The 20,916-nt window shown below is 71.0% G+C and carries 21 protein-coding genes and 3 pseudogenes; 15 read left to right on the plus strand and 9 right to left on the minus strand.

Annotated features, from left to right (window positions below):
• The 7 genes and pseudogenes from KSF81_RS25705 to KSF81_RS25740 form a co-directional block, all read right to left on the minus strand.
• Positions 1 to 1,167, minus strand: a complete 1,167-nt coding sequence (locus tag KSF81_RS25705; protein ID WP_217381385.1) for an acyl-CoA dehydrogenase family protein — start codon at positions 1,165 to 1,167, stop codon at positions 1 to 3.
• 7 nt (positions 1,168 to 1,174) lie between these two features.
• Entirely contained in the window at positions 1,175 to 1,948 is a 774-nt protein-coding gene (locus tag KSF81_RS25710) for a short-chain dehydrogenase/reductase (RefSeq protein ID WP_217381386.1), read from the minus strand.
• Positions 1,949 to 1,982: 34 nt separating this feature from the next.
• Positions 1,983 to 3,484 (minus strand): annotated as a pseudogene (locus KSF81_RS25720) (TolC family protein).
• A complete protein-coding gene (locus KSF81_RS25725) occupies positions 3,481 to 5,019 on the minus strand; it encodes an efflux RND transporter permease subunit (RefSeq protein ID WP_254454270.1) in 1,539 nt (512 codons plus the stop codon). Before KSF81_RS25725 ends, KSF81_RS25720 begins: the two are co-directional and overlap by 4 nt.
• Positions 4,908 to 6,629: pseudogene (locus KSF81_RS25730) on the minus strand (efflux RND transporter permease subunit); the annotation flags it as partial. The pseudogene KSF81_RS25730 and the gene KSF81_RS25725, both read right to left, overlap by 112 nt.
• A 113-nt stretch (positions 6,630 to 6,742) precedes the next feature.
• Positions 6,743 to 8,140, minus strand: a complete 1,398-nt coding sequence (locus KSF81_RS25735) for an efflux RND transporter periplasmic adaptor subunit (RefSeq protein WP_217381389.1) — start codon at positions 8,138 to 8,140, stop codon at positions 6,743 to 6,745.
• Between the two features lie 220 nt (positions 8,141 to 8,360).
• Positions 8,361 to 9,899 (minus strand): acetolactate synthase large subunit, encoded by a 1,539-nt coding sequence (locus KSF81_RS25740; protein WP_217381390.1) that lies wholly within the window; start codon positions 9,897 to 9,899, stop codon positions 8,361 to 8,363.
• Positions 9,900 to 10,026: 127 nt separating this feature from the next.
• On the opposite strand from KSF81_RS25740, the gene KSF81_RS25745 reads away from it, so the two are divergent.
• The 10 genes from KSF81_RS25745 to KSF81_RS25790 all read left to right on the plus strand — a co-directional run bounded on the left by KSF81_RS25745 (position 10,027) and on the right by KSF81_RS25790 (position 16,561).
• On the plus strand, positions 10,027 to 10,476 hold the full coding sequence (locus KSF81_RS25745) for a hypothetical protein (RefSeq protein ID WP_217381391.1): 450 nt from the start codon (positions 10,027 to 10,029) through the stop codon (positions 10,474 to 10,476).
• Positions 10,477 to 10,573: 97 nt separating this feature from the next.
• A complete protein-coding gene (locus KSF81_RS25750) occupies positions 10,574 to 11,611 on the plus strand; it encodes an ABC transporter substrate-binding protein (RefSeq protein WP_217381392.1) in 1,038 nt (345 codons plus the stop codon).
• Positions 11,612 to 11,759: 148 nt separating this feature from the next.
• Positions 11,760 to 11,912, plus strand: a complete 153-nt coding sequence (locus tag KSF81_RS25755) for a hypothetical protein (RefSeq protein WP_217381393.1) — start codon at positions 11,760 to 11,762, stop codon at positions 11,910 to 11,912.
• A gap of 188 nt (positions 11,913 to 12,100) precedes the next feature.
• Complete coding sequence (locus tag KSF81_RS25760; protein ID WP_217381394.1) at positions 12,101 to 12,814, plus strand: hypothetical protein; 714 nt, start codon at positions 12,101 to 12,103, stop codon at positions 12,812 to 12,814.
• A 7-nt stretch (positions 12,815 to 12,821) separates the two neighbouring features.
• Positions 12,822 to 13,034, plus strand: a complete 213-nt coding sequence (locus KSF81_RS25765) for a hypothetical protein (protein ID WP_217381395.1) — start codon at positions 12,822 to 12,824, stop codon at positions 13,032 to 13,034.
• Positions 12,961 to 13,863, plus strand: coding sequence for a hypothetical protein (locus KSF81_RS25770; RefSeq protein ID WP_217381396.1), 903 nt, complete (start codon positions 12,961 to 12,963; stop codon positions 13,861 to 13,863). The genes KSF81_RS25765 and KSF81_RS25770 overlap by 74 nt, the downstream gene beginning before the upstream one ends.
• A gap of 29 nt (positions 13,864 to 13,892) precedes the next feature.
• Complete coding sequence (locus KSF81_RS25775) at positions 13,893 to 14,540, plus strand: hypothetical protein (RefSeq protein ID WP_217381397.1); 648 nt, start codon at positions 13,893 to 13,895, stop codon at positions 14,538 to 14,540.
• Entirely contained in the window at positions 14,541 to 14,954 is a 414-nt protein-coding gene (locus tag KSF81_RS25780; protein ID WP_217381398.1) for a BsuBI/PstI family type II restriction endonuclease, read from the plus strand.
• A 42-nt stretch (positions 14,955 to 14,996) separates the two neighbouring features.
• Complete coding sequence (locus KSF81_RS25785) at positions 14,997 to 15,776, plus strand: ABC transporter ATP-binding protein (protein WP_217381399.1); 780 nt, start codon at positions 14,997 to 14,999, stop codon at positions 15,774 to 15,776.
• Complete coding sequence (locus KSF81_RS25790) at positions 15,773 to 16,561, plus strand: ABC transporter permease (protein WP_217381400.1); 789 nt, start codon at positions 15,773 to 15,775, stop codon at positions 16,559 to 16,561. The genes KSF81_RS25785 and KSF81_RS25790 overlap by 4 nt, the downstream gene beginning before the upstream one ends.
• Positions 16,562 to 16,600: 39 nt before the next feature.
• On the opposite strand, the gene KSF81_RS25795 is transcribed toward KSF81_RS25790, so the two are convergent.
• Positions 16,601 to 16,972 carry a DUF4189 domain-containing protein gene (locus KSF81_RS25795; protein WP_217381854.1) on the minus strand — a complete coding sequence of 124 codons (372 nt, stop codon included), beginning with the start codon at positions 16,970 to 16,972 and terminating at the stop codon, positions 16,601 to 16,603.
• A gap of 280 nt (positions 16,973 to 17,252) precedes the next feature.
• Positions 17,253 to 17,795, minus strand: coding sequence for a BON domain-containing protein (locus KSF81_RS25800; protein ID WP_217381401.1), 543 nt, complete (start codon positions 17,793 to 17,795; stop codon positions 17,253 to 17,255).
• Positions 17,796 to 17,878: 83 nt separating this feature from the next.
• Between KSF81_RS25800 and fdhD the strand changes: the two are divergent.
• The 5 genes and pseudogenes from fdhD (at position 17,879) to KSF81_RS25820 (ending at position 20,836) form a co-directional block, all read left to right on the plus strand.
• Positions 17,879 to 18,794, plus strand: a pseudogene (fdhD, locus tag KSF81_RS25805) (formate dehydrogenase accessory sulfurtransferase FdhD).
• Positions 18,791 to 19,459, plus strand: coding sequence for a molybdenum cofactor guanylyltransferase MobA (mobA, locus tag KSF81_RS25810; RefSeq protein ID WP_309139674.1), 669 nt, complete (start codon positions 18,791 to 18,793; stop codon positions 19,457 to 19,459). Before fdhD ends, mobA begins: the two are co-directional and overlap by 4 nt.
• Positions 19,456 to 19,581, plus strand: coding sequence for a hypothetical protein (locus tag KSF81_RS31030; protein WP_256444284.1), 126 nt, complete (start codon positions 19,456 to 19,458; stop codon positions 19,579 to 19,581). The genes mobA and KSF81_RS31030 overlap by 4 nt, the downstream gene beginning before the upstream one ends.
• A gap of 173 nt (positions 19,582 to 19,754) precedes the next feature.
• Positions 19,755 to 20,324 (plus strand): permease, encoded by a 570-nt coding sequence (locus KSF81_RS25815; protein WP_217381402.1) that lies wholly within the window; start codon positions 19,755 to 19,757, stop codon positions 20,322 to 20,324.
• Positions 20,321 to 20,836, plus strand: a complete 516-nt coding sequence (locus KSF81_RS25820; protein ID WP_217381403.1) for a permease — start codon at positions 20,321 to 20,323, stop codon at positions 20,834 to 20,836. Before KSF81_RS25815 ends, KSF81_RS25820 begins: the two co-directional genes overlap by 4 nt.
• The last annotated feature ends 80 nt before the right edge of the window (positions 20,837 to 20,916 follow it).

Raw genomic sequence — 20,916 nt, forward strand, 5'->3', positions numbered from 1 at the left:
TCAGAACCCGCCCATGCCGAAGATGCCATCCGCCGGCAGGTCGCCGCCCATGATGCGCTTGCCGATCAGGTCGCGCAGCGTCTCCGAGGCGCCGCCGCCGAGCGAGCCGTAGCGCGCGCCGCGATAGAGCCGCGAGACCGGATATTCATCGGTGAAGCCGAAGCCGCCATGCAGTTGCACCGCCTCATTCGTCACGCGGATCGCCATCTCGTTGCAGAAGACCTTGGCGGTAGCGGACAGGAAGGGATCCGGGAAGGGATCGGCGGTCCAGCAGGCGCGATAGAGCAACCCGCGCGCCGCCTCGATATCCTTGTACATGTCGGCCAGCTTCCAGCGGGCGCCCTGGAAATCGCCGATCGGCTTGCCGAAGACGGTGCGGTCGCGGACGTATTTCACCGTTTCGTCGAAGGCGCCCTCCGCCAGGCCGAGCGAGATGGCCGGGTTCAGGCAGCGCTGGGTATTGAAGGCGGTCAGCAGCCTGCGGAAGCCGTCCTCCCGGATCACCAGGTTCTCCAGCGGCAGGTCCACGTCGTTGAACTGCACCTCATGCAGGTTCTCGCCGCCCATGGTGTGGTAGGTGCCGGTCACTTCCAGCCCCGGCGTGCCGCGCTCGATCAGCACGCAGCCGATGCCCTCGCGGCCCGGCCTGCCGTCGATGCGGGTGAAGACCACGAACATCCCCGCCTCCTCGGCGCGGCTGATGAGCGTCTTCGTGCCGTTCACCACCACGCGGTCGCCGGCGATGCAGGCATTGGTGCGGTAGGCCGCCACATCGGTCCCCGCATGCGGCTCGGTCATGCAGATGGAGAGGATGCAGTCGCCGGTGCAGACCGCGGGCAGGATGCGGCTGCGGATGCTCTCGGGCGCATAGGCAGCGATGACGCGGGTCTGCACCCCGGCCTCGCCCAGCACCGCCATGGCCGTCGGGTAGCAGACCTTGGCGATCTCCTCCAGCACCAGCGCCGTCTCGAAGACCGGCAGGCCGAGGCCGCCATATTCCTCCGGCACGGTCATGCCGAGCACGCCGAGCCCGGCCAGGTCGCGGATATTCTCCCAGGGGAAGGTGCCGTCCATCCAGCGCAGCGCGCGCTGGCGGAATCTGCCCTGCGCCAGGTCGCGCACGCTGGCGACCATCTGGCGCTGCTGGTCCGTCAGGCGGAAATCCATCGCCGCGTCAGCCCCGGAACTGCGCGCCGGCATCCACATCCAGCGTCGTGCCGCTGAGATAGCCGCCGCGCGGGCTGGCGCAGAACACCGCGAGATCGGCGATCTCCTCCGCATGCGCCGGGCGGCCGAGGGCGAGGCCGCTCAGCATCTCCTCCCAGCGGCTCTCATCGCCGAATCTGGTCTTCGCCCGGCTCTTCGAGAGCTGGACGATGCGGTCCGTCTTTGTCGCGCCCGGGCTGATGCCCACCACCCGCACGCCCTTGTCCGTGCTACGGCCGCCCAGCGCCGCGGTGAAGGCGATCAGTGCCGCATTGCCGGCGGCGCCGCAGATGTAGTCGGCGCGCGGTGCCCGCCCCGCCATGCCGATGATATTGACGATGACGCCGGCCCGCTTCGCCTCCAGCCCCGGTAGGTAAAGCTGGGTCAGGTGGATATAGCCGAAGACCTTGAGGCTCCAGGCCTCCTGCCAGCGCGCCAGGGAGATGTCCTGCACCGTGCCGCCCGGGATGGCGCCGGCATTGTTGACCAGGATGTCGATCTCCGGATGCGCCCGGTGCATCGCCTCCCGCGCCGCCGCATCCGACAGGTCGGCGGCATGGATGGTGACGGAGACATTGTGCCGCGCCCGGATGCCGGCAGCAGCCGCCTCCAGCGCCGCCGCATCGCGGGAAGCGAGGATCACGTCGCAACCCTCTGCCGCGAAGGCGGCGCCGCAGGCGAGGCCGATGCCCTTCGAGCCGCCGGTGACCAAAACGCGCTTGCCGGCGATGTCCATATCCATCTGGCGTTCCCCCCGGGATGTTCCCGGGGGGATGCTAGAGCCGCGGCGCCACCCCGGAAACCCCGGTTGCCTGTTCCAGCGCCGCCAGCGCCAGGAGATAGGCATGGCGCGCCTGGTTGGCCTGGATGCGGGTGGCATTCAGCACCCGCGTCGCATCCAGCACGTCCAGCAGGGTCCGGCCACCGGCCAGATAGGCCTGCTCGGCGCTGCGGAAGGCTTCCTCCGCGCGGTTCAGCGCGCCGCCGGTATAGAGGCTCAGCAGGGCGCGGGCCTGTTCGTAGCCGGCCCAGGCGGCGGCGATTCGGCGCGGGCCTGGAGCAGCGCGGCGTGGGCCTGCAACTCCGCCTGGGCCTGCTGCGCCTGGGCGATACCGATATTCCCCTCGACGATGCGGGAGGTGAAGATCGGCACCGAGAGCGACAGGCCGAACTGGTCGACGGCGCTCAGCCGATCACTCGAAGACGGCAGGTCCTGCGAGAGGCGGGACCGGCCGAAGCTGCCATTGAGCGTCACGTCGCGCGACCGCCCCGCCTCGGCCAGGGCCCGGTTGGCGCTGGCGGCGCTGGCCTGGCGCGCGGCGGCCACCACATCGGCGCGGCTCGCCACCCCCTGCGCCAGTGCCTCCCGCCCGATGCCGAGTTCGGGCACCGCATCGAAGCGGCCGCGCAGGTCGAAGGCGACAGGCGAAAGGATGGTCCGCACCGTGGTCGGGGCCGAAGCGGGGCCGGCCGGGGCCCGTTCGGCGGCACGGCCGCGCCCCGCCGGCGGATTCAGGCCGAGCGCCGCCGCCTGCCCCGCCCCCGGCTGGAAGGCGGCCGGGTCGGTGGCGAGCAGCGCCGCCACCGCGGCGATCCCCGCGGCATAGGCCTGGGCATTGGCGGTGACATCGCCCTCGAAGCTCAGGCGGCTGGCCTGGAAGCGCAGCAGGTCGCCCTCGGGGATGGCGCCATCGCGGAGCTGGCGGCGCAGCAGCGCCTCGGTCCGGTCGAGGCTGGCGCGGTTGGCCAGCGCCACCTCCAGATTGGCCCGCGCCAGCAGGGCGCCGAGGAAGCCCTGGCGAAGCTGGAACAGCTGCAGCCGCAGCGCGTCCAGCACCTGCGCCTCGGCCATGCCGATCTGCGCCTCCGCCACGCGGGTGCGCAGCGTCCGCTTGCCGCCCCGCTCGATCAGCACCTGCAGGCCGACCGAGATGTTGTTGGCCGGGCTGTAGAACCGCGCCCCGCGCAGCGCCCCCTTCGAGGTCTCGGTGAATTGGCCGAGCGTATTGCCGACACTGACCTCCGGCGGCGGCAGCGAGGAGGCGACCAGGCGCTGCGCCCGTGCCGCATCCACCCCGCGCCGGGCCGCGAGCAGGGCCAGGTTGTTCTCCACCAGCAGCCGCTCCGCCTGGTCGAGCGTCAGCGGCTGGGCGCGGGCGCCGACCGGCAGCGGCACGGCGGCCGGCGCGGCGGTTGGCCCCTGGGCCCGGGCCGGCAAGGGCGCCGCGCCCAGCAGGACGAGGCCAAGCAGCCCGGCCCGCAGCGGAACCAGCCTCATGCCGGCGCACCCAACCCGGGATTCGCCCGTTCCGCCTGGCGAACATGCCGCGGCCGGCCGAGCAGGTCGATCATCGCCGGGAAAACCACCAGGATGAAGATCGGCACCAGCCCGATCCCGCCCACCACCACCAGCGCCAGCGGCTTCTGCACGTCGGCGCCGATGCCGGTGGCCAGCGCCATCGGCAGCAGCCCGGCGAAGCTGGCGAAGCAGGTCATGAAGACCGGCCGCATGCGGTCGCTGCCGGCCTGGTCCAGCGCCTGCCGCCAGGGCATCCCCTCATGCCGCAGGTGGTTGAAGTGCGACAGCATGATGATCCCCTCCATCACCGTGATGCCGAACAGGGCCAGGAAGCCGATCGCTGCCGGCACGCTGAAATTCAGCCCCGCCACCGCCAGCGCCACCACGCCGCCTGTGATCGACATTGGCACGATGCCGAAGACCAGCAGCGTCTCCCGCAGGGTGTTGAACTGCACATAGAGCAGCACGAGGATGAGGGCGAAGGCGGCGGGCACCACCACCATCAGCCGGCCGATCGCCTCCTGCAGGTTGCGGAATTCGCCGACCCAGTCCAGGCGGTAGCCGGGCGGCAGGTGCACGTGCTGCTCGACCAGTGCCTGCGCCTCCGCGACCGTGCTCGCCGGGTCGCGGCCGCGCACGCTGAAGCGGATGGGCACGTAGCGGCTGGCATCCTCACGGTAGATGTAGCTGACGCCGGAAACCAGGCGGATATTCGCGACATCCTGCAGGGTGGCGCCGCGCGGGCCGCCGACCGGGATCCGCCCGATCGCCTCCAGGCTGTCGCGATAGGGCGCGTCGAGCCGGACCATGACCGGGAAATTGCGGTCGCCGCCGGGCTCGTAGAGCCGCCCGGCCTCCCGCCCGCCGATCGCCGCCTGGATCACCTGGTTGATGTCGTCCACCGCCAGGCCATAGCGCGCCGCCCGCGCCCGGTCGATCTGCACGGCCACCGTCGGCTGGCCGAGCGAGCGGAACACCGCGAGGTCGGCGATGCCGGGAACCCCCGCCAGCACCTGCCGTATCTCCTCCGCCTTGCGGGCCAGGATGTCGAGTTCCGGGCCGAAGACCTTGATGGCATTGGCGCCCTTCACGCCGGAGGCCGCCTCCTGCACGTTGTCGCTGATCGCCTGGGCGTAGCTGAACTCGATGCCGACGAATTCCTGGGAGAGCCGCGCCTGCATGGCATGCACCAGCCCGTCGCGGTTGTGCGCGGTGGTCCAGTCCTGCGGCCGCTTGAGCGGCAGGAAGAACTCGGCATTGAAGAAGCCGGCGCTGTCGGTACCGTCATCCGGCCGCCCCTGCTGCGAGGTGGCGGTGATGACCTCGGGGGAATTCCCATCAGCACGCCGCGGATGCGGTTGACCGTGGCATTGCCTTCCTCCAGCGAGATGGTGCCGGGCATGGTGGCGCGGACCCAGAGATTGCCCTCCTCTAGGGTCGGCAGGAATTCGGCGCCGAGCGTGGACATCAGGAACAGCGAGGCGCCGAACAGCACCGCCGCCGCCAGCAGGCAGAGCGCCCGCATCCGCATCGCCGCCGCATAGAGGCGGCGGTGCCCCCAGCGCAGCGCCCGCACCAGCGGCGTGTCGCGCTCCCGGCTGTCTTCCCGCAGCAGCGCCGCGGCCAGCGCGGGGGTGATGGTGAAGGTCGCCAGCAAGGCGCCGATGATGGCATAGGCATAGGTCTTCGACATCGGGCCGAAGATCCGCCCCTCGATCCCGCCCAGGGTGAACAGCGGGATGAAGGCCGCGATGATGATGAGGGCCGAGAAGAAGATCGCCTTGTCCACCTCCCCCGCCGCCCGCAGCACGGTCAGCGAGAGGCCCGACAATCCCTTGGAGCCGGCGGGCGGCGTGTAGCGGTGGGTATGGGTGCGGGCGAGGCCGAGATGCCGGTAGATATTCTCCACCATGATGACCGTGGCATCGACCAGCAGCCCGAAATCCAGCGCCCCGAGCGAGAGCAGGTTGGCGCTCTCGCCGCGCGCCATCATCAGCAGGATGGCAAAGAGGAAGGCGAAGGGCACCGTCGCCGCCACCACCATCGCGCCCCGGAAATCGCCCAGGAACAGCCATTGGATGATGAGGATCAGCGCCACGCCCTCGATGATGTTCTTCACCACCGTCTTGGTGGTGATCTTCACCAGGTCCTCGCGGTCATAGAGCGGCACGATCTTGACCCCGGGCGGCAGCACGCCGCCGGCATTGATCCGCGCCACCTCCTGCTGCACGCCGCGGATGGTGGGCAGGGTCTGCTCGCCGCGGCGCATCAGCACCGTCGCCAGCACCACGTCGTCATCCTCCGCATGACCGGCGATGCCGAGCCGCGGCAGGCTGCCCACCTCCACCGTGGCGATGTCCGAGAGCAGCACCGGCACGCCCCCTTCGGCCGAGACCACCACATTGCGAAGGTCGTCGAGGCCGTGGATCAGGCCGATGCCCTGCACCACCGCCGCCTGCGGCCCGATCCGGATGGTGCCGGCGCCGACCGTGGCATTGCCGGCCCGGACCGCCGCGATCACCTGCGGCAGGGTCAGGTTCTGCGCCGCCATCCGGCGTAGGTCCACCACCACGTTGTAGCTTTTCGTGTGACCGCCGAAGGAGGTGACGTCCACCACCCCCGGCACCCGCTTGAAGCGGCGGTCCAGCACCCAGTCCTGCAGGGTCTTGAGGTCCGTCAGCGAATAGCCGGGCGGCCCGACCAGCCGGTAGCGCATGATCTCGCCGATCGGCGAGAGCGGCGAGATGGTGGGCTGCGCTCCCTCGGGCAGACCCTCCAACTGGCCTAGCCGGTTCAGCACCTGCTGCAGTGCCTGCTCATAGGTGAAGTTGAAGTTGAACTGCACCCGCACATCCGACAGGCCGAAGAGGCTGGTGGAGCGGACCGAGGTGAGATTGGGCAGCCCGGCCATCGCCACCTCGACCGGGATGCTCACATAGCGCTCGATCTCCTCGGCGCTCTGGCCGGGGTTCTGGGTGATGATGACGACCTGCGGCGGCACCGGGTCCGGATAGGCCTCGATGTTCAGCTTGGTGAAGGCGACCAGCCCCACCACGATGAAGACGAAGAACAGCAGGATGACCAGCGGCCGGCGCTGCAGGGCGAAGGCGACGATCTGACGCATGGAACTCTCCAGGGGCGGCGCCGCGCTTCCGCAGGCGTCCTGCCCCGATAGTCAAGCTGCTCCGATACTCTAGCCGACTGTGATCGCGCGCGGCTCCACCGCGGCGCCGCGGCTCAGTCGATTCGCGCCGCCCGGTCGATGAACAGCGCGCCGCCGGTCACCACCCGCTCGCCGGGCTTCAGCCCCTCCGTCACCTCCAGCAGGTCGCCGGCACGGATGCCTGGGGTGATGCGCCGGAGCATGAAGCGGTTGCCCTCCAGCGCCACCCAGACACTCGCCTCCGGGCCGCGATAGATCACCGCATTGACCGGCACGCCGACCGCCTGCTGGCCCTCGCCCACCTGGATGCGGAAGGTCGCGAACATCTCCGGCTTCAGCAGCCGGTCCGGGTCCTGCACCTCGGCACGGACCGTCAGGCGCCGTGTGGCGGGGTCGAGGCCGGCGCCCACGGTGGTGATCCGCGCATCGAAGGTCCGGCCCGGCAGCGCGCCGACCGTGACCGCCACCTGCTGGCCCACGCGGATCAGCGGTGCATCCAGCTCCCGCACCGCGGCGACCAGCCACATGGTCGAGAGGTCGGCGATGGTGAAGACCGGCTCGCCCGCGCCGGTCGAGAGCCACTGGCCGGGGCCGATCCGGCGCTGCACCACGGTGCCGCCGATCGGCGCCGTCACCGGCACCACGGCATCCACCTGCCGCGTCTCCTCGATGCGGCGGACCTGCTCGGACGAGCGGCCGAGCACCCGCAGCTTGTCCCGCGCCGCCGCCAGGCTGGCTTCCGCACTGCGCTGGTCCGCGAGGGCGGCCTGGGTGGCGACGCGCGCCTGCTCGACATCCCGCTGCGAGGTGGCGCGGGCGGCGAAGAGGCTGTTCTGCCGGCTTTCCTCCCGCCGCGCCTGGTCGAGCGTGGCGCGCGCCTTGTTCGCCGAATCCACCGCCGCAAGCAGGTCGTTGGCGGCGCCGGCCAGGTCCGTGGTCTCGATCTCGAAAAGGGTGGCGCCGGGCTCCACCTGGTCGCCCATCCGGGCCATGACCCGGAGCACGCGGCCATTATAGGGGGAGAAGATCGGGGTCGCGCGGTCCTCGTTATAGGCGATGCGGCCTTCGGCGACCCGTTCGGCACGGAAGTCGTGCAGGCCCATCACCTCGATTCGCAACGCCCGCATCTCGACATCCGAGAGCCGGAACTCGCCCTGCGACAGGGGCTCGTCCACGCTCGCGGCCGGCGAGTGCGGCACCGGCCGCTCGGCGGTCAGGTGCTCGTAGACGGCAAAGCCACCGGCGGCGGCCAGGGCGAGCGCACCCAGGACCCAGAGGCGGGACCGGGGTTTCCGCTGCTCCGGCGCCTGGTCGCCAAGCGGCGGGGCTTCGCCCGGCCCGATCTGGGCCGGCAGCGACTGCAAGGGAGGCACTTGGCCGGAATCCGGCTGCCGCGCCGGCTGGATCGGCAGGGACAGCGCGCGCGGAGGCGAACCGGCCTCCGCCTGTGGCGGCTGATGAATGACGTTCATCGCTTCTTAAAACGGACCAAGCGCTGCAGCTCCCCGGTGCCGCGCGCCGTCCGGGCTGCCAAGCCTGGACGACGGAACGGAAAGAGGCGGTTTGCCCGCCCCGATACCAGGCACTTTGCACGCTCCCGGCTTACCCGTAGCTATCCCGAAACCTGAAACCTGGGAAAGCTAAATCCGCGGGGATCGTCGCATTTCCAACAGCACCGATCCAAAGTTACGCTCAAATGAGCAATTCGATCAGGAACGGTCCCGGCCGTGCGAAGGACTGCGCCATGAGATCGGCGCATTGGTCCAGCGTCTCCGCCTTCGCCGCCTCCACCCCCATGCCATTCGCCAGCCGCACCCAGTCGAGGTCGGGGTTGCCGAGGTCCAGCATGTCCATCGCCGTCCGCCCCGGATTGGCCCCGACATTGCGGTATTCGCCGAGCAGGATCTGGTACTTGCGGTTGGAGAGCAGAACGGTCGTAACCGGCAGGCGTTCCCGCGCCTGGGTCCAGAGCGCCTGCACCGTATACATGGCGCTGCCATCCGCTTGCAGGGCGATCACCCGGCGCCCATCCACGGCAAGTGCCGCGCCGGTGGCGGCGGCGGGGCCATAGCCGATGGCGCCGCCGCAATTCTGCAGCCAGTCATGCGCCGGGGCGGCATTGGTATGCGGGAAGAAGCCGCGGCCATAGGTGACGGCCTCATCCACCACCACCGCGCCTTCCGGCATCAGCGCGGCGACGGTCTGCGCCAGGCCCTCCGGCGAAAGGGCGCCGCGCCCGGCCTCGGGGCGCGGGCCGGGATCGGGGATGGCCGCCTTCGGCGCGCCCAACTCATCGGCCAGGGCGGCCAGCGCCGCCTCGGCATCCTGGTCGAGCCGGGTCAGCACATGCACCTCGGCGCCGGCGGGGTAGAGGATGCTCGGCTTGCCGGGATAGCCGAAGAAGCCGACCGGCGCCTTGGCATTCACCAGGACCAGGTGCTCCACCCATTTCAGCGCCTCGGTCGCCTGCTCCACCACATAGGGCACGCGGTCCAGCGGCAGCCGGCCGCGGCCGCGCTGGACGCGGGCGCTGGAGCCCTCGCACATCAGCTTCGCGCCGGTCGCGGCGGCGATGCGGTGGGCCTGCTGCTGCGCGCCCTCCCGCAGCGCCAGGCCGCCCAGCAGCAGCAGCACGTTGCGCTTGCCGCGCAGCACCTGCGCCACCTGGCGCACCGCATGCGGGTCGGCCTCCGGCACCGCCGGCACCGGCAGCGCCTTGGCCACCACGCCGCCCTCGTTCCAGGAACTGTCGGAGGGCAGGATCAGGGTCGCCACCTGGCCCGGCGAGGTCCGCGCCGCCTGCACCGCCACCGCGGCATCGGCGCCCACATCCTCGGCGCGGGTGGAGGTGCGGACGAAGGCGGAGACGCCCTGCGCCCAGCCCGTGGTATCCGCGGTCAGCGGCGCGTCGAAGGGCCGGTGGTAGACCGCCTGGTCGCCCACGATATTGACGATGCCGCTGCGGGCGCGGCGGGCATTGTGCAGGTTGGCCAGGCCATTGGCGAGGCCGGGGCCGCAATGCAGCAGGGTGCAGGCGGGCTTCTCCGCCATGCGCCAATAGCCGTCCGCGGCGCCGGTGACGACATTCTCCTGCAGGCCGAGGATGCAGCGCATGCCCGGGATGCGGTCGAGCGCGGCCACGAAATGCATCTCGCTGGTGCCGGGGTTGGAGAAGCAGACGTCGACGCCGCTCCCGAGCAGCGTATGGACCAGGCTTTCGGCTCCGTTCACGGCGTTTCCTTCCCTCTGAAATTCCGGGCCGCAAAGTGCGCGGCCCGGGCCGGCGCTGCAAGATGGCAAGATCGATGCGCGCACGGGATGGTGGCGCGGCATGGCCGGCCCGGTCTAGTTTCGATGCATGGGCAAGACGATCCTTCTCGGTTTCCTCGCCGGCTTCCTGGCGGTGCTGGTCTTCCACCAGGGCACGGTCTTCCTGCTCCACCACTGGGGGAATGCGGTCCCGGCGGTGGTGCGGGTGCTGGGCCGGACGGCCGGCCCGGCCTTCAGCATGGCGGGGGTGCCGCCCTTCGGCGTGCCGCGAGTGATCTCGCTGGCCTTCTGGGGCGGCGTCTGGGGCATCCTGCTGGCCGGGCTGATCCGCCGCAGGCCATGGTCGGACCTGCTGATCGGCTTCCTCTTCGGCGCCGTCGCCGCCACGCTGGTGGGCTTCACCCTGGTCGCCCGGCTGCGGGGCGTGCCGGTCTTCGCCGGAGGCAACCTCCAGGCCTGGCTGCGGGCCGGGCTGCTGAACGGCGCCTGGGGCTGGGGCACCGCGCTTCTGCTGCGGCCCCTGCTGCGCCTGCGCTGAGCTGCCCGCCGGCGGCATTTGCGCCGGGCTGGCACCGTGCCAGTTTGTCGCGGGGCACCGGCCGCAGGCGCCCCGTTCAGGAATGGAGGGGACCGGGATGCCGGCTCAACGCTTCACCGTATCGCGCCGTGCGGCGCTCGGCCTGCTCGGCGCCGGGGCGCCGCTGCTGGTGGCGGCGCCAGGGCCGGTGCGGGCGCAGCCGCGGCTCGACCGCCTCAGCTTCGTCACCAATTGGCGCGCCCAGGCCGAGCATGGCGGCTTCTACCAGGCGCAGGCCGCCGGCCTCTATCGCGCCGCCGGGCTGGAGGTGGAGCTGCGGGCCGGCGGGCCGCAGATCAACCCGGCGCAATTGCTGATCGGCGGCCGGGTGGACATGTCCATGGGCAATGGGCTGGCGGCGCTGAATTTCGTGCGCGAGGGCATCCCCTTCCTCTGCATCGGCGCGATCTTCCAGAAGGACATGCAGGTGCTGATCGCGCATCCCGGCACCGGCTTCACCCGGTTCGAGGCGCTGCGTGGCCGGACGCTGCTGGTCGGCGCCGAGGCGCGCGTTACCTGGTGGCCGTACCTGCGCGAGAAATACGGGCTGCGGGACGAGCAGGTGCGGCCCTATACCTTCAACCTGCAACCCTTCCTGGCCGACCGCATGCTGGTGCAGCAGGGCTACCTCGGCAGCGAGCCCTTTTCCCTCCGCCAGGCCGGCGTGACCCCGGACACGCTGCTGATCCATGACGCCGGCTTCGAGAATTACGGCACGACCATCAATATCGGCGCGAAGACCCTGGCCGAGCGGCGCGAGGTGATCGGCCGCTTCATCGACGCCACCATGCAGGGCTGGGACCAGTACCTGAAGGGCCCGGCCGGCGGCTTCGACACCGGCGGGGCCAATGCGCTGATCCGCGCCCAGAACCCCGAGATGGGCGAGGATGTCATCGCCTTCGGCACCCGCATGATGAACGAGGCCGGCATCGTGCGCTCCGGCGATGCCGCGACACTCGGCATCGGCGCCATGACCGAGGCGCGCTGGCAAAGCTTCCACGCCGCCGTCGCTGCGGTGGGGGTGCTGCCGCGGGAGCTTGATTGGCGGAAGGCATTCGACCTCGGCCTGGTGAACAAGGGGATCGGCCGGGTTTGAGGAATTTTGGGTTTGAGGAGTTGAGGCTCGCTTGCGGCGGGGCGCGCGGCTGCCCGGCCAGCCGCGCTTCCCGGCCGTTCCGGCTTTACATTTTTAGGTTTTTATGCCTAAATCCTGCCTCGGCCATTCCAGCCGGACGAGGCGGCGCATGATCATCAAGGTATCCCCGCAGGGCCAGGTCACCATCCCCAGGGCGCTGCGGGCGCGGCTTGGCGATGTCCGGCGCATGGAAGCGCGGATCGAGCGGGAGGCGCTGGTACTGCGGCCGATCCTAGCGGACAACCCGGCGGCGGGCGATTGAAATGGGGTGCCGAGGGCGTCACCGCGGAGGTGCTGTGGCAGGCGATCCGCATCCTCGACGCGAGGCGGGCCAAGAAGGCGGAGGGGAAGACGGGGAGTTGACGATATTCCTATAGCATCGCGGGCAAGCGGAGGCAAGGATGGATTCGAGTAGCGGTCATTCGGCTGTCGGTCGGCTATGCTTCCGACATGGTTCGATTCGCCCGAAATCCTGAAAATGCGGGCGCCTCGGTGGCCGCATCCCTCCGCGGCCGCGAACGCACCCTCGCCACGACGGGAAGTCACGCCTCCATCGAGGCGGCACGCGCCGTCGCGCATGCTGCCGCCCTTGGCTGGTGGCATGCGGCAGGCGAGGCACAGGGGACCGGTCACCACCCCGTCCCCACCCTGCCATCCGACCTTGCCGTCGCTGCGGTCTCTACCCTCGTTGCTGCCGATGCGCGGGCCTTCGGGCGCGACCTCGCCAGCCTACCGGTGGCGGAGGCCAATGCCGTCCTCGGCCGCCTCTACACGCAGGCCCTGCCGCCCGCGCACCGCACGGCGCACGGCATCTTCTACACCCCGCCCGCCCTGGTCCGCCGGCTATTGGACAAGGCGGAGCGCGCGGGCCACGCGTGGCGCACAGGCCGCGCCATTGATCCCTCATGCGGCGGCGGCGCGTTTCTGGTGGAAGCCGCATCGCGCATGGTAGCTGCGCTGGCCGATGCCGATCCTGCCATCATCCTCGCCGCGCTTGCGTCCCGGCTGCGCGGATGGGACCTGGACCCCTTCCGCATGGTTGGCAAACCTGTCGGTCGAGGTGGTCGCACTGCCCCTTGTTGCGGCCAGCGGTCGGCGCCTCGGCGTGGTGACGGAGGCACGCGACGCCTTCACGGGATTCGAGGACGCAGCCGGGCAATATGATCTCGTGATGGGCAACCCACCCTTCGGCAAGGTGAAGGACACGGCGGTCATCCGCGCCCGCTTCGCGCGCAGCCTGCACGGGCATCCGAACCTCTACGGGCTATTCACCGACCTCGCGGTGCATCTCGCCAAGCCGGCGGGGGGGCGTGGTGGCTTACCTGACGCCCGCCAGCTTCCTCGCCGGGCATTATTTCAAGGCACTGCGCCGGCTGCTGCATGAGCACGCCCCACCCGTCACCCTCGATCTCGTCGAGAGCCGCAAGGATGTGTTCGCGGAGGTGTTGCAGGAGGTGGCGCTCTCCACATTCCGGCGTGGGCGCACCGGGCGGAGCGCCGAATGCGCCGTGGTGATCGCCGAGCGCGACGGGCTGGCGGTGCAGCCCACCGGAAGACTGGTTCTACCAGAAGACCCGGAAGCCCCCTGGATGCTGCCGCGAAGCGCCGAGGATGCTGCCTTTGTCGAGCGCATGCGGCAGATGCCCGCACGGCTGGCCGACTGGGGCTATGCGGTGTCCACCGGGCCACTGGTATGGAACCGGCACAGGCCGCGCCTGCATGACAAGCCGGGGCCAGGCCGCGTGCCGGTGGTCTGGGCCGAGGCCGTAACCCAGGACGGCCGCTTCGTCCTCAAGGCGACGAAGCGCAACCACGCGCCCTGGTTCGAGCCAAGAGGCGAGCGCGACCCGAATCTCGTCTCCCGGCCCTGCGTGCTGGTGCAGCGGACCACCGCGAAGGAACAGCACCGCCGCCTGATCTGTGCCGAGATGCCGGCCGAGGTGATCGCTCGTCACGGCAAGGTGACGGTCGAGAACCACCTAAACATGATCCGTCCCATCGCAGCCGAGCCGGAATTGCCAGTGGCAGCGGTCGCCGCCTTCCTCGGCACCGCGACTGCGGATCGGGTCCTCCGCTGCATCAACGCCTCTGTTGCGGTGAGCGCGTCGGAACTGGAGGCCATGCCGCTGCCCGCGGCCGAGAGGATTGTCGCGGCGCTGGCCGAGGCAGACCTGGAAGCGGCCGTACGGCGCCTCTACGGCCTTCCGGAATGAGCCTGCCGCCGCTGATCCCATGGCAGCAAATGCGCGAGCGGCTGTTGGTGATCTTCCCCGAAGGCATGCCAGACCGCGGCTATCTCGTGCGCGAGGCCACCGCGAAGACAGTCTTCACCGCTCTCTATGTCGGTGCCATCGCGGGCGCGGATCGCTGGATCGCACCTCGGCATGTGGTCCGCATGAGCGACGCGCAGGCGGCGCAGGAGGGCGAGGCCGAGCGCACCGCCTACCACGCGGCCATGAGCGCAGCGAAGGCGCCGTCTCCAGAGGGCCGATGGTATGCGGAGAACACGCGCGAGCCGTTGCGGGATGAGGTGATCCGTCAGGGCCTGGTGCCGGTCAATGCCGTGGTGGAGCGAGCGGGGCTGGCGACCACGTCACCTCTTAGCCGCTACGCCCTGCAGGCCAATTTCGCGGCGCTGTTCCGGCCCGGCCTGGACGCCGCGCAGCTTGAAGCCGAAGCGGCATCATGGCGGCAACGGAACCTTTCTCCCGCCGCCCGCGCCCGTGCTGCCCTGATGCGGGCCAGCGCCAGCACGGCGAGCGCCAATATCGCGGTGCAATGCCCTGGTGGTTCCTCCATCATCCTGCCTCCCGGCCCGAGCCCGACCATCACCAAGGCCGTCATTGAGGTTTTCGCCCCGGCCTTCCTCGGCAACCCGCGCGTTGCCTGAGTGAGCGACAGCGCCAGCAAGCAGCCCTTCCGCGACGCGCCGCTGGAACGCGCCCTCGGCATCACCCTCGATGCCGCCACGCTGCTGCCCGATGTGGTGCTGGTGGACCTCGATCCGCCGGGACGGCCGGGCGAGGTTCTATTGGTCTTCGTTGAGGTGGTGGCTTCTGATGGGCCGGTCACGGAACAGCGGCAACGCGCGCTGCTGGACCTGATCGCCGCCAGCCCGCGCCGCTACCGGCCCGAGGATGCCGCCTTCGTCACCGCTTATATGGACCGTGGCGGCGATCCCGCGCGCCGCACCCTGCCGGCGTTGGCCTGGCGGTCCTTCGCCTGGTTCGTCTCCGAACCCGACAGGCTGCTGCAACTGCATGACGGGACCACTGCGGCAAAGCGCCTCGCCGCGCTCCTGTAACCCCTTGCCCCCTTCACCGCGCCGCACCCATTCTGGCGGCGCATGAGTAACCTCCCCCCACCCGCGCCGCGCGAATACCTCGCCACCCTCGCCGGCCTCGGCAAGCGCTTCCCGAACGGCACCCAGGCCCTCGCCGGCGTCGATCTCCGCATCGCCGCGGGCGAGTTCCTCGCCGTCCTTGGCCCCTCCGGTTGCGGCAAGTCCACCCTGCTGCGGCTGCTGGCCGGGCTCACCGAACCCTCGGAGGGGCGCCTCACCCTCGCCGCCGGCACGGCGCCGCGGCGGGATATCGGCTTCGTCTTCCAGGACCCGACCCTGATGCCCTGGGCGACGGCACTGGCCAATGTGCGGCTGCCGCTCCGCCTGCACGGCCTGCCGCGGGCGGAGGGCGAGGCGCGGGCGGCGGCGGCGCTGGCCGCGGTAGGGCTCACGGGCTTCGAGCGGGCCCGGCCGCGCGAGCTTTCGGGCGGCATGCGGATGCGCGTCTCCATCGCCCGCGCCCTGGTGACGCGGCCCTCGCTGCTGCTGATGGACGAGCCCTTCGCCGCGCTCGACGAGCTCACCCGCCACCGGCTGAACGACGACCTGCTGGCATTATGGGCCGGCAGCGGCATGACGGTGGTCTTCGTGACGCATTCGGTCTTCGAGAGCGTCTATCTCTCCTCCCGCGTTGTCATCATGGCGGCGCGGCCGGGCCGGGTAGTGGCGGAGGTGCCGGTCACGGCGCCGGTGCCGCGCGAGCCTGGCTTCCGCACCTCCACGACCTATGCGGCGCTCTGCCGCACCGCCCTGCTGGCGCTGGAGGGGGCGGCGCGCGCATGAAGCCCGAGGGCCTGTTCGGCTGGGTGGCACCTGCCCTGCTCGGGCTGCTGGTGCTCGCGACATGGGAGGGGCTCACGCGCTTCTACGCCGTACCCGCCTATGTGCTGCCGGGGCCGCTGGCGATCCTGGCTGCGCTGGTGGCGGATTGGCCGCTGCTCTCGGCCTCGCTGCTGGTGACGCTGCGGATCGCGCTGCTGGCGTTGCTGCTGGCGGTCGGGCTCGGCGGGCTGCTGGCGGTGGTCTTCGCGCAGTCGCGCTGGCTGGAGCGGGCGCTGTTCCCCTATGCGGTGGTGCTGCAGGTCACGCCCATCGTGGCGATCGCGCCGCTGATCCTGATCTGGGTGAATGATGTCACCGTCGCGCTGCTGATCTGCGCCTGGATCGTCGCCTTCTTCCCGGTGCTGTCGAATACCGTGCTGGGGCTGAACTCGGCCGACCGCAACCTGGTGGAGCTGTTCCGCCTGCATGGCGCGACGCGCTGGCAGGCGCTCTGGCTGCTGCGGCTGCCCTCGGCCCTGCCCTTCTTCCTGGCGGGGCTACGGGTGGCGGGCGGGCTGGCGCTGATCGGCGCGGTGGTGGCGGAATTCGTGGCCGGCGCCGGCGGCACCGGCTCCGGCCTCGCCTTCCGCATCCTGGAGGCCGGCTACCAGTTGAAGATCCCGCGCATGTTCGCGGCGCTGGCGCTGATCTCGGCCTGCGGGGTCGCGATCTTCGCGGTGCTGGGGCTGGTGCAGCACCTGCTGCTGCGCCGCTGGCACGAAAGCGCCCTGCGGGCGGAGGGGTAGCCCTCCGCGCCCGCCCTAGTCTGGACGTACCTGGCGGCTTCAGCGCTCGTTGCAGGCGCCGGCGACCAGGACGCAGATGCCGCTGCCCTGCCGGCTGCAATTCTCCAGGGCGGCCCGCTGCGCCTGCTCCCGCGTCGGGCCGGCGCCGGCGGCGGTGGCCATGATCGAGGCGGGGCCGAGGGGCCGCAGCGCGACCAGCACCTCGCGGTCCACCGCCTGCGCCACCGCGCCGCAGCGGCCGGTGAATTCCGCCACCAGGCGGCAATCCAGGCTCCGGCGGGCGCAGAGCGCCGCGGCCGCGCCCAGCGCTTCCGCCCGGTCGGCGCGGCCCACCGCCAGCCCATGCGCGGCGCCGGCGGCGTAGAGCGCGCCCCAGCCGGGCTGCGGCTGCGGCGCGGGCTGGGGGGCGATGCGGGGGGGTCAGCATCGCCAGGCTCTGGCCTTCGTCGGGCGCGGCCGAGCCGGCCACCGGCAGCAGCAGCAGCGCAAGGGCGGCAAGGCGGCCGGCGCCACGCAGGACTCGGGGATGGGACATCGCTGGCTCTCCGATGCCGGCGATGGGGGGAAGGCCGGCTGCCAGGCAGACTGGAGGCGGGCGATTTCACGGCGATGTCGCCGCCCCTGCAAAGCCGTTTCAGCCCGGGCGGCAGGCGCGATGCGGAAGCAATACCGGGTGCCGGAACCGGCGCCCTCAACGCGGCGGCAGGCGCAGCACCATGCCCGGCCGGAGCGCCCCGGCATCCGCCAGGATCGGCGCATTCGCCTCCAGGATGCGGCGCGTCTCGCCGGGTCCGCCGTAATGCCGGCTTGCGATATCCGCCAGCGTCTCCCCGGGCTGCACCGTGTGCAGCAGGCTGCCGGCGGGGCCGAAGACAGTGCCGGGCTCGGGCGTGGCGCGATGCACCGCGGTCTCCGCCGCCTCGGTGCTCGCCGCCCCGGCCGGCAGCCGGGCGAAGCTGCCCAGCATGTCCAGCAGGCCCGTAGGTTTCGCCACGGTCAGCCGGTCATCCACCTGTTCGATGCCCTGGAGGTTGCCGACCGCCAGCACCACCCGCTCCCGCGTCGAATCGTCCGGCACGCTGCCTTCGAGGGTGGCGACGCTGCCGCTGCAGCCGATGCGAAGCCCCGCCGCGGGCAGGCCAAAGCGGTCCAGCATCCCGGTTATGGCATGAGCGTTGGGCGGGCTGCCGGCGATGGCGGCGCCGGCCTCGATTGGGAAATGGTAGGTTGTCATCGGGAATTCCATGCGCGCCCCCAGGCAACGTGCGGCGGGCCGTGCCGGTTGCGGAAAGCGCCTGGGAGCCCCACCCTTCCGCCATGGAAGAGACGCTTCTGGTCCAGCCCGACCCCGCCGATCCACGCCTGACCCGCCGCGTCGCCGGCATCGACCATACCGGCGCCCGCATCGAGACCAGCGTGACGGTGGAACGCCCCCCTTACGCTCTATCTGAACGGCCAGGAGATCGTCACCATGATGACGATCCTGGACCGGCCGGAGGATCTGGCGCTGGGCTACCTGCTGAACCAGAACATGCTGAAGCAGGACGACCGCGTGACGGCGGTGGAATACGACGACGATCTGCAGGTGGTGGTGGTGCGGACCGAGGCGCGCACCGATTTCGAGGCCAAGCTGCGCAAGAAGACGCTCACCAGCGGCTGCGCCCAGGGCACCGCCTTCGGCGACCTGATGGAGGATTTTTCCGCGGCTCGGCTTCCGATGGCAGCCGAGATTCGCACCTCCTGGCTCTACCGCCTGCTCGCCCGCATCAACACCCTGCCGACTCTTTATCTGGAGGCCGGCGCCATTCATGGCTGCGCGCTCTGCGTGCGGGACCGGCCGCTGGTCTATATGGAGGATGTCGGCCGGCACAATGCGGTGGACAAGATCGCCGGCTGGATGTTCCGCACCGGCACCCCGGCGACGGACAAGATCTTCTACACCACCGGCCGCCTGACCTCCGAGATGGTCATCAAGACGGTGCGCATGGGCATTCCCATCCTGGTCTCGCGCAGCGGCTTCACCGCCTGGGGGGTGGAGCTGGCGCAGCAGGTCGGGCTGACCCTGATCGGCCGCTGCAAGGGCAAGCGCTTCGTGGCGCTGGCCGGCGAGCAGCGCATCGTCTTCGACGCCGATCTCGCCTATGTCGAGGAGGAAAGCGCGAAGCACTGGCGGAAGAACAGCCGGGAAGCCAACGCAACCGGATCGCAGGGCGCCGAAGGGCGCGAGGCGTGAATCCGGCGCATGATACGCTGGCCGTGGTGCTGGCCGGCGGCCTGGCGCGACGCATGGGCGGCGGCGACAAGCCGCTGAGGATGCTGGCCGGGCGGCCGCTGCTGGCGCATGTGCTGGAACGGGTGGCGCCGCAGGTCGCCGCGGTGGTGCTGAATGCCAATGGCGACCCGGCGCGCTTCGCCGGTTACGGCCTGCCGGTGGTGCCGGATGGGCTGCCCGACTACCCGGGACCGCTGGCCGGCGTGCTGGCGGCGCTGGATTGGGCGGCGACGGAGCGGCTGGAATTGCCCTGGGTGCTCTCGGTTCCCGGCGACTGTCCCTTCCTGCCGGCCGACCTCGCGCCGGCGCTGCATGCGGCGCGGCAGGCGGCGGGGGTGCCGCTGGCCTGCGCCCGCTCCGGCGGCCAGGCGCATCCGCCGGTGGGGCTCTGGCCGGTGGCGCTGCGTGGCGGATTGCGGGCGGCGCTGCTGGCCGGGGAGCGCAAGATCGACCGCTGGACCGCCCGCTTCGGCTGCGCCCATGCGGATTGGCCAAGCGCCCCCATCGACCCCTTCTTCAACGCCAATGCACCGGAGGACCTGGCGGAAGCGGAAGCGCTCTTGCAAGCCGGCGACGGCGGACCCATACGAATTGGCAATGCAACCACCGGGAGGACACCGTCTTGAAGGCCATATTCGCCGGCATCCTGGCCGCGGCCGTCCTGGCCGTGGCCGCCGCGGTGATCCTCGATACCAGCGTGCAGCGTTCCGCCACCGAGCACTACCAGACCGAGGGCGTGCGGCTCTGAACGGGGCGGCCCGCAGGTGAGCGGCCCGATCGGCGAAGGGTGCCTGCGTCCGGAGCCGTGAATCGGACCGCGGGGAATAGGCGGCCCTATCGCATCGGGCCGGAACGCCTTCCGGTCGGGACTGTTGCAAGGCCGCTTGCCCGCGGCGCCCGGCACGGGCAGCTTGCGCGCGCATGCGCAACCTCCTTCGCCGCCACTCCAGCGTGTTTCTCCTCGGCGGCATCAGCCTGATCGCAGGCGGGCTGGTCCGCTGGCTGCACGGGCCGGAGGGCTTCGCCCGTGCGCTGGGGGTCGCCCTCGATATCTTCCTGGCGGTGCTGCCCGCCATGCTGGCGGGGCTGCTGCTGGCCGGCAGCCTGAAGCAGATCATCCCCTCCGGGGCGCTGGCCAAATGGATGGGCGCGGAGTCCGGCTGGTGGGGCCTCGGCGTTGCCACCGTCGCCGGCATGGCGACGCCGGGCGGGCCGATGGCGGCCTTTCCGCTGGTGCTGGTGCTGGCCCAGGCGGGGGCGGATCGCGGCGCGCTGATCGCCTTCATCGTCGCCTGGGGGCTGAACGGCTTCCAGCGCGTGCTGGTCTGGGAAGTGCCGCTGCTCGGCGCCGATTTCGCGCTGCTGCGCTTCCTCTGCGGCCTGCCGCTTGGCTTCGTCGCCGGCTGGCTGGCGCGGCGGGTGCCGATCGACTGGAGCCCGCCCGATACGGGCGCGCCGCCCGCCGCACCCGCCATCGGGCGCCGCGCGTGACGCCGAGCCTGATCCTGCTCTTCCTGGTCGCCTTCGGCGCCTTCGGCCTGGCGCTCAGGCGCGGCGTGCCGACGGCGAAGCGGGCGCTGCGCGAGACCGGGCAGAGCATCGGCCGGGTGCTGCCCCTGCTGCTGGTGGCGATGCCGATGGCGGCCTTCCTCTCGGAACTCATCCCAGCCGATATTGCCAGCGGCTGGCTCGGGGTGGAATCGGGGCTCACCGGCATCCTCATCGCCAGCTTGGCCGGCGGCCTCATCCCGGGCGGGCCCTATGTCTCCTTCCCGCTGGTGCTGAGCTTCCTCAAGGCGGGGGCCGGCGGACCGCAGATGGTGGCGCTGATCACCGGCTGGGCCATCCTCGGCTTCCATCGCGTCATCGCCTGGGAATGGCCGGTGCTGGGCGGCCGCTTCGTGGCGGTCCGCATGCTCTCCAGCATCATTCTGCCGGTGCTGGCGGGGCTGCTGGCGGCGGCGCTGCTGCCGCTGTTTCCGCACGCCCTGCCGCGGCCCTGAAGAGGGCCGCGTGCTCTGCCCCCGTTGGGGCCCTGAAAAGGGCCGCGTGCTCTGCCCCCGTTGGGCCCTGAAAAGGGCCG

Source organism: Siccirubricoccus sp. G192, assembly GCF_019084075.1.
Lineage (GTDB): Bacteria > Pseudomonadota > Alphaproteobacteria > Acetobacterales > Acetobacteraceae > G192.

What these genes read in the sequence shown, in the direction of transcription:
- KSF81_RS25705 (WP_217381385.1), bottom strand. Translation starts at nt 1,167, where the DNA reads ATGGATTTCCGCCTGACGGACCAGCAGCGCCAGATGGTCGCCAGCGTG.
- KSF81_RS25710 (WP_217381386.1), bottom strand. Translation starts at nt 1,948, where the DNA reads ATGGATATGGACATCGCCGGCAAGCGCGTTTTGGTCACCGGCGGCTCG.
- KSF81_RS25735 (WP_217381389.1), bottom strand. Translation starts at nt 8,140, where the DNA reads ATGAACGTCATTCATCAGCCGCCACAGGCGGAGGCCGGTTCGCCTCCG.
- KSF81_RS25745 (WP_217381391.1), top strand. Translation starts at nt 10,027, where the DNA reads ATGGGCAAGACGATCCTTCTCGGTTTCCTCGCCGGCTTCCTGGCGGTG.
- KSF81_RS25750 (WP_217381392.1), top strand. Translation starts at nt 10,574, where the DNA reads ATGCCGGCTCAACGCTTCACCGTATCGCGCCGTGCGGCGCTCGGCCTG.
- KSF81_RS25755 (WP_217381393.1), top strand. Translation starts at nt 11,760, where the DNA reads ATGATCATCAAGGTATCCCCGCAGGGCCAGGTCACCATCCCCAGGGCG.
- KSF81_RS25760 (WP_217381394.1), top strand. Translation starts at nt 12,101, where the DNA reads ATGGTTCGATTCGCCCGAAATCCTGAAAATGCGGGCGCCTCGGTGGCC.
- KSF81_RS25765 (WP_217381395.1), top strand. Translation starts at nt 12,822, where the DNA reads ATGGGCAACCCACCCTTCGGCAAGGTGAAGGACACGGCGGTCATCCGC.
- KSF81_RS25775 (WP_217381397.1), top strand. Translation starts at nt 13,893, where the DNA reads ATGCGCGAGCGGCTGTTGGTGATCTTCCCCGAAGGCATGCCAGACCGC.
- KSF81_RS25785 (WP_217381399.1), top strand. Translation starts at nt 14,997, where the DNA reads ATGAGTAACCTCCCCCCACCCGCGCCGCGCGAATACCTCGCCACCCTC.
- KSF81_RS25790 (WP_217381400.1), top strand. Translation starts at nt 15,773, where the DNA reads ATGAAGCCCGAGGGCCTGTTCGGCTGGGTGGCACCTGCCCTGCTCGGG.
- KSF81_RS25800 (WP_217381401.1), bottom strand. Translation starts at nt 17,795, where the DNA reads ATGACAACCTACCATTTCCCAATCGAGGCCGGCGCCGCCATCGCCGGC.
- KSF81_RS25815 (WP_217381402.1), top strand. Translation starts at nt 19,755, where the DNA reads ATGCGCAACCTCCTTCGCCGCCACTCCAGCGTGTTTCTCCTCGGCGGC.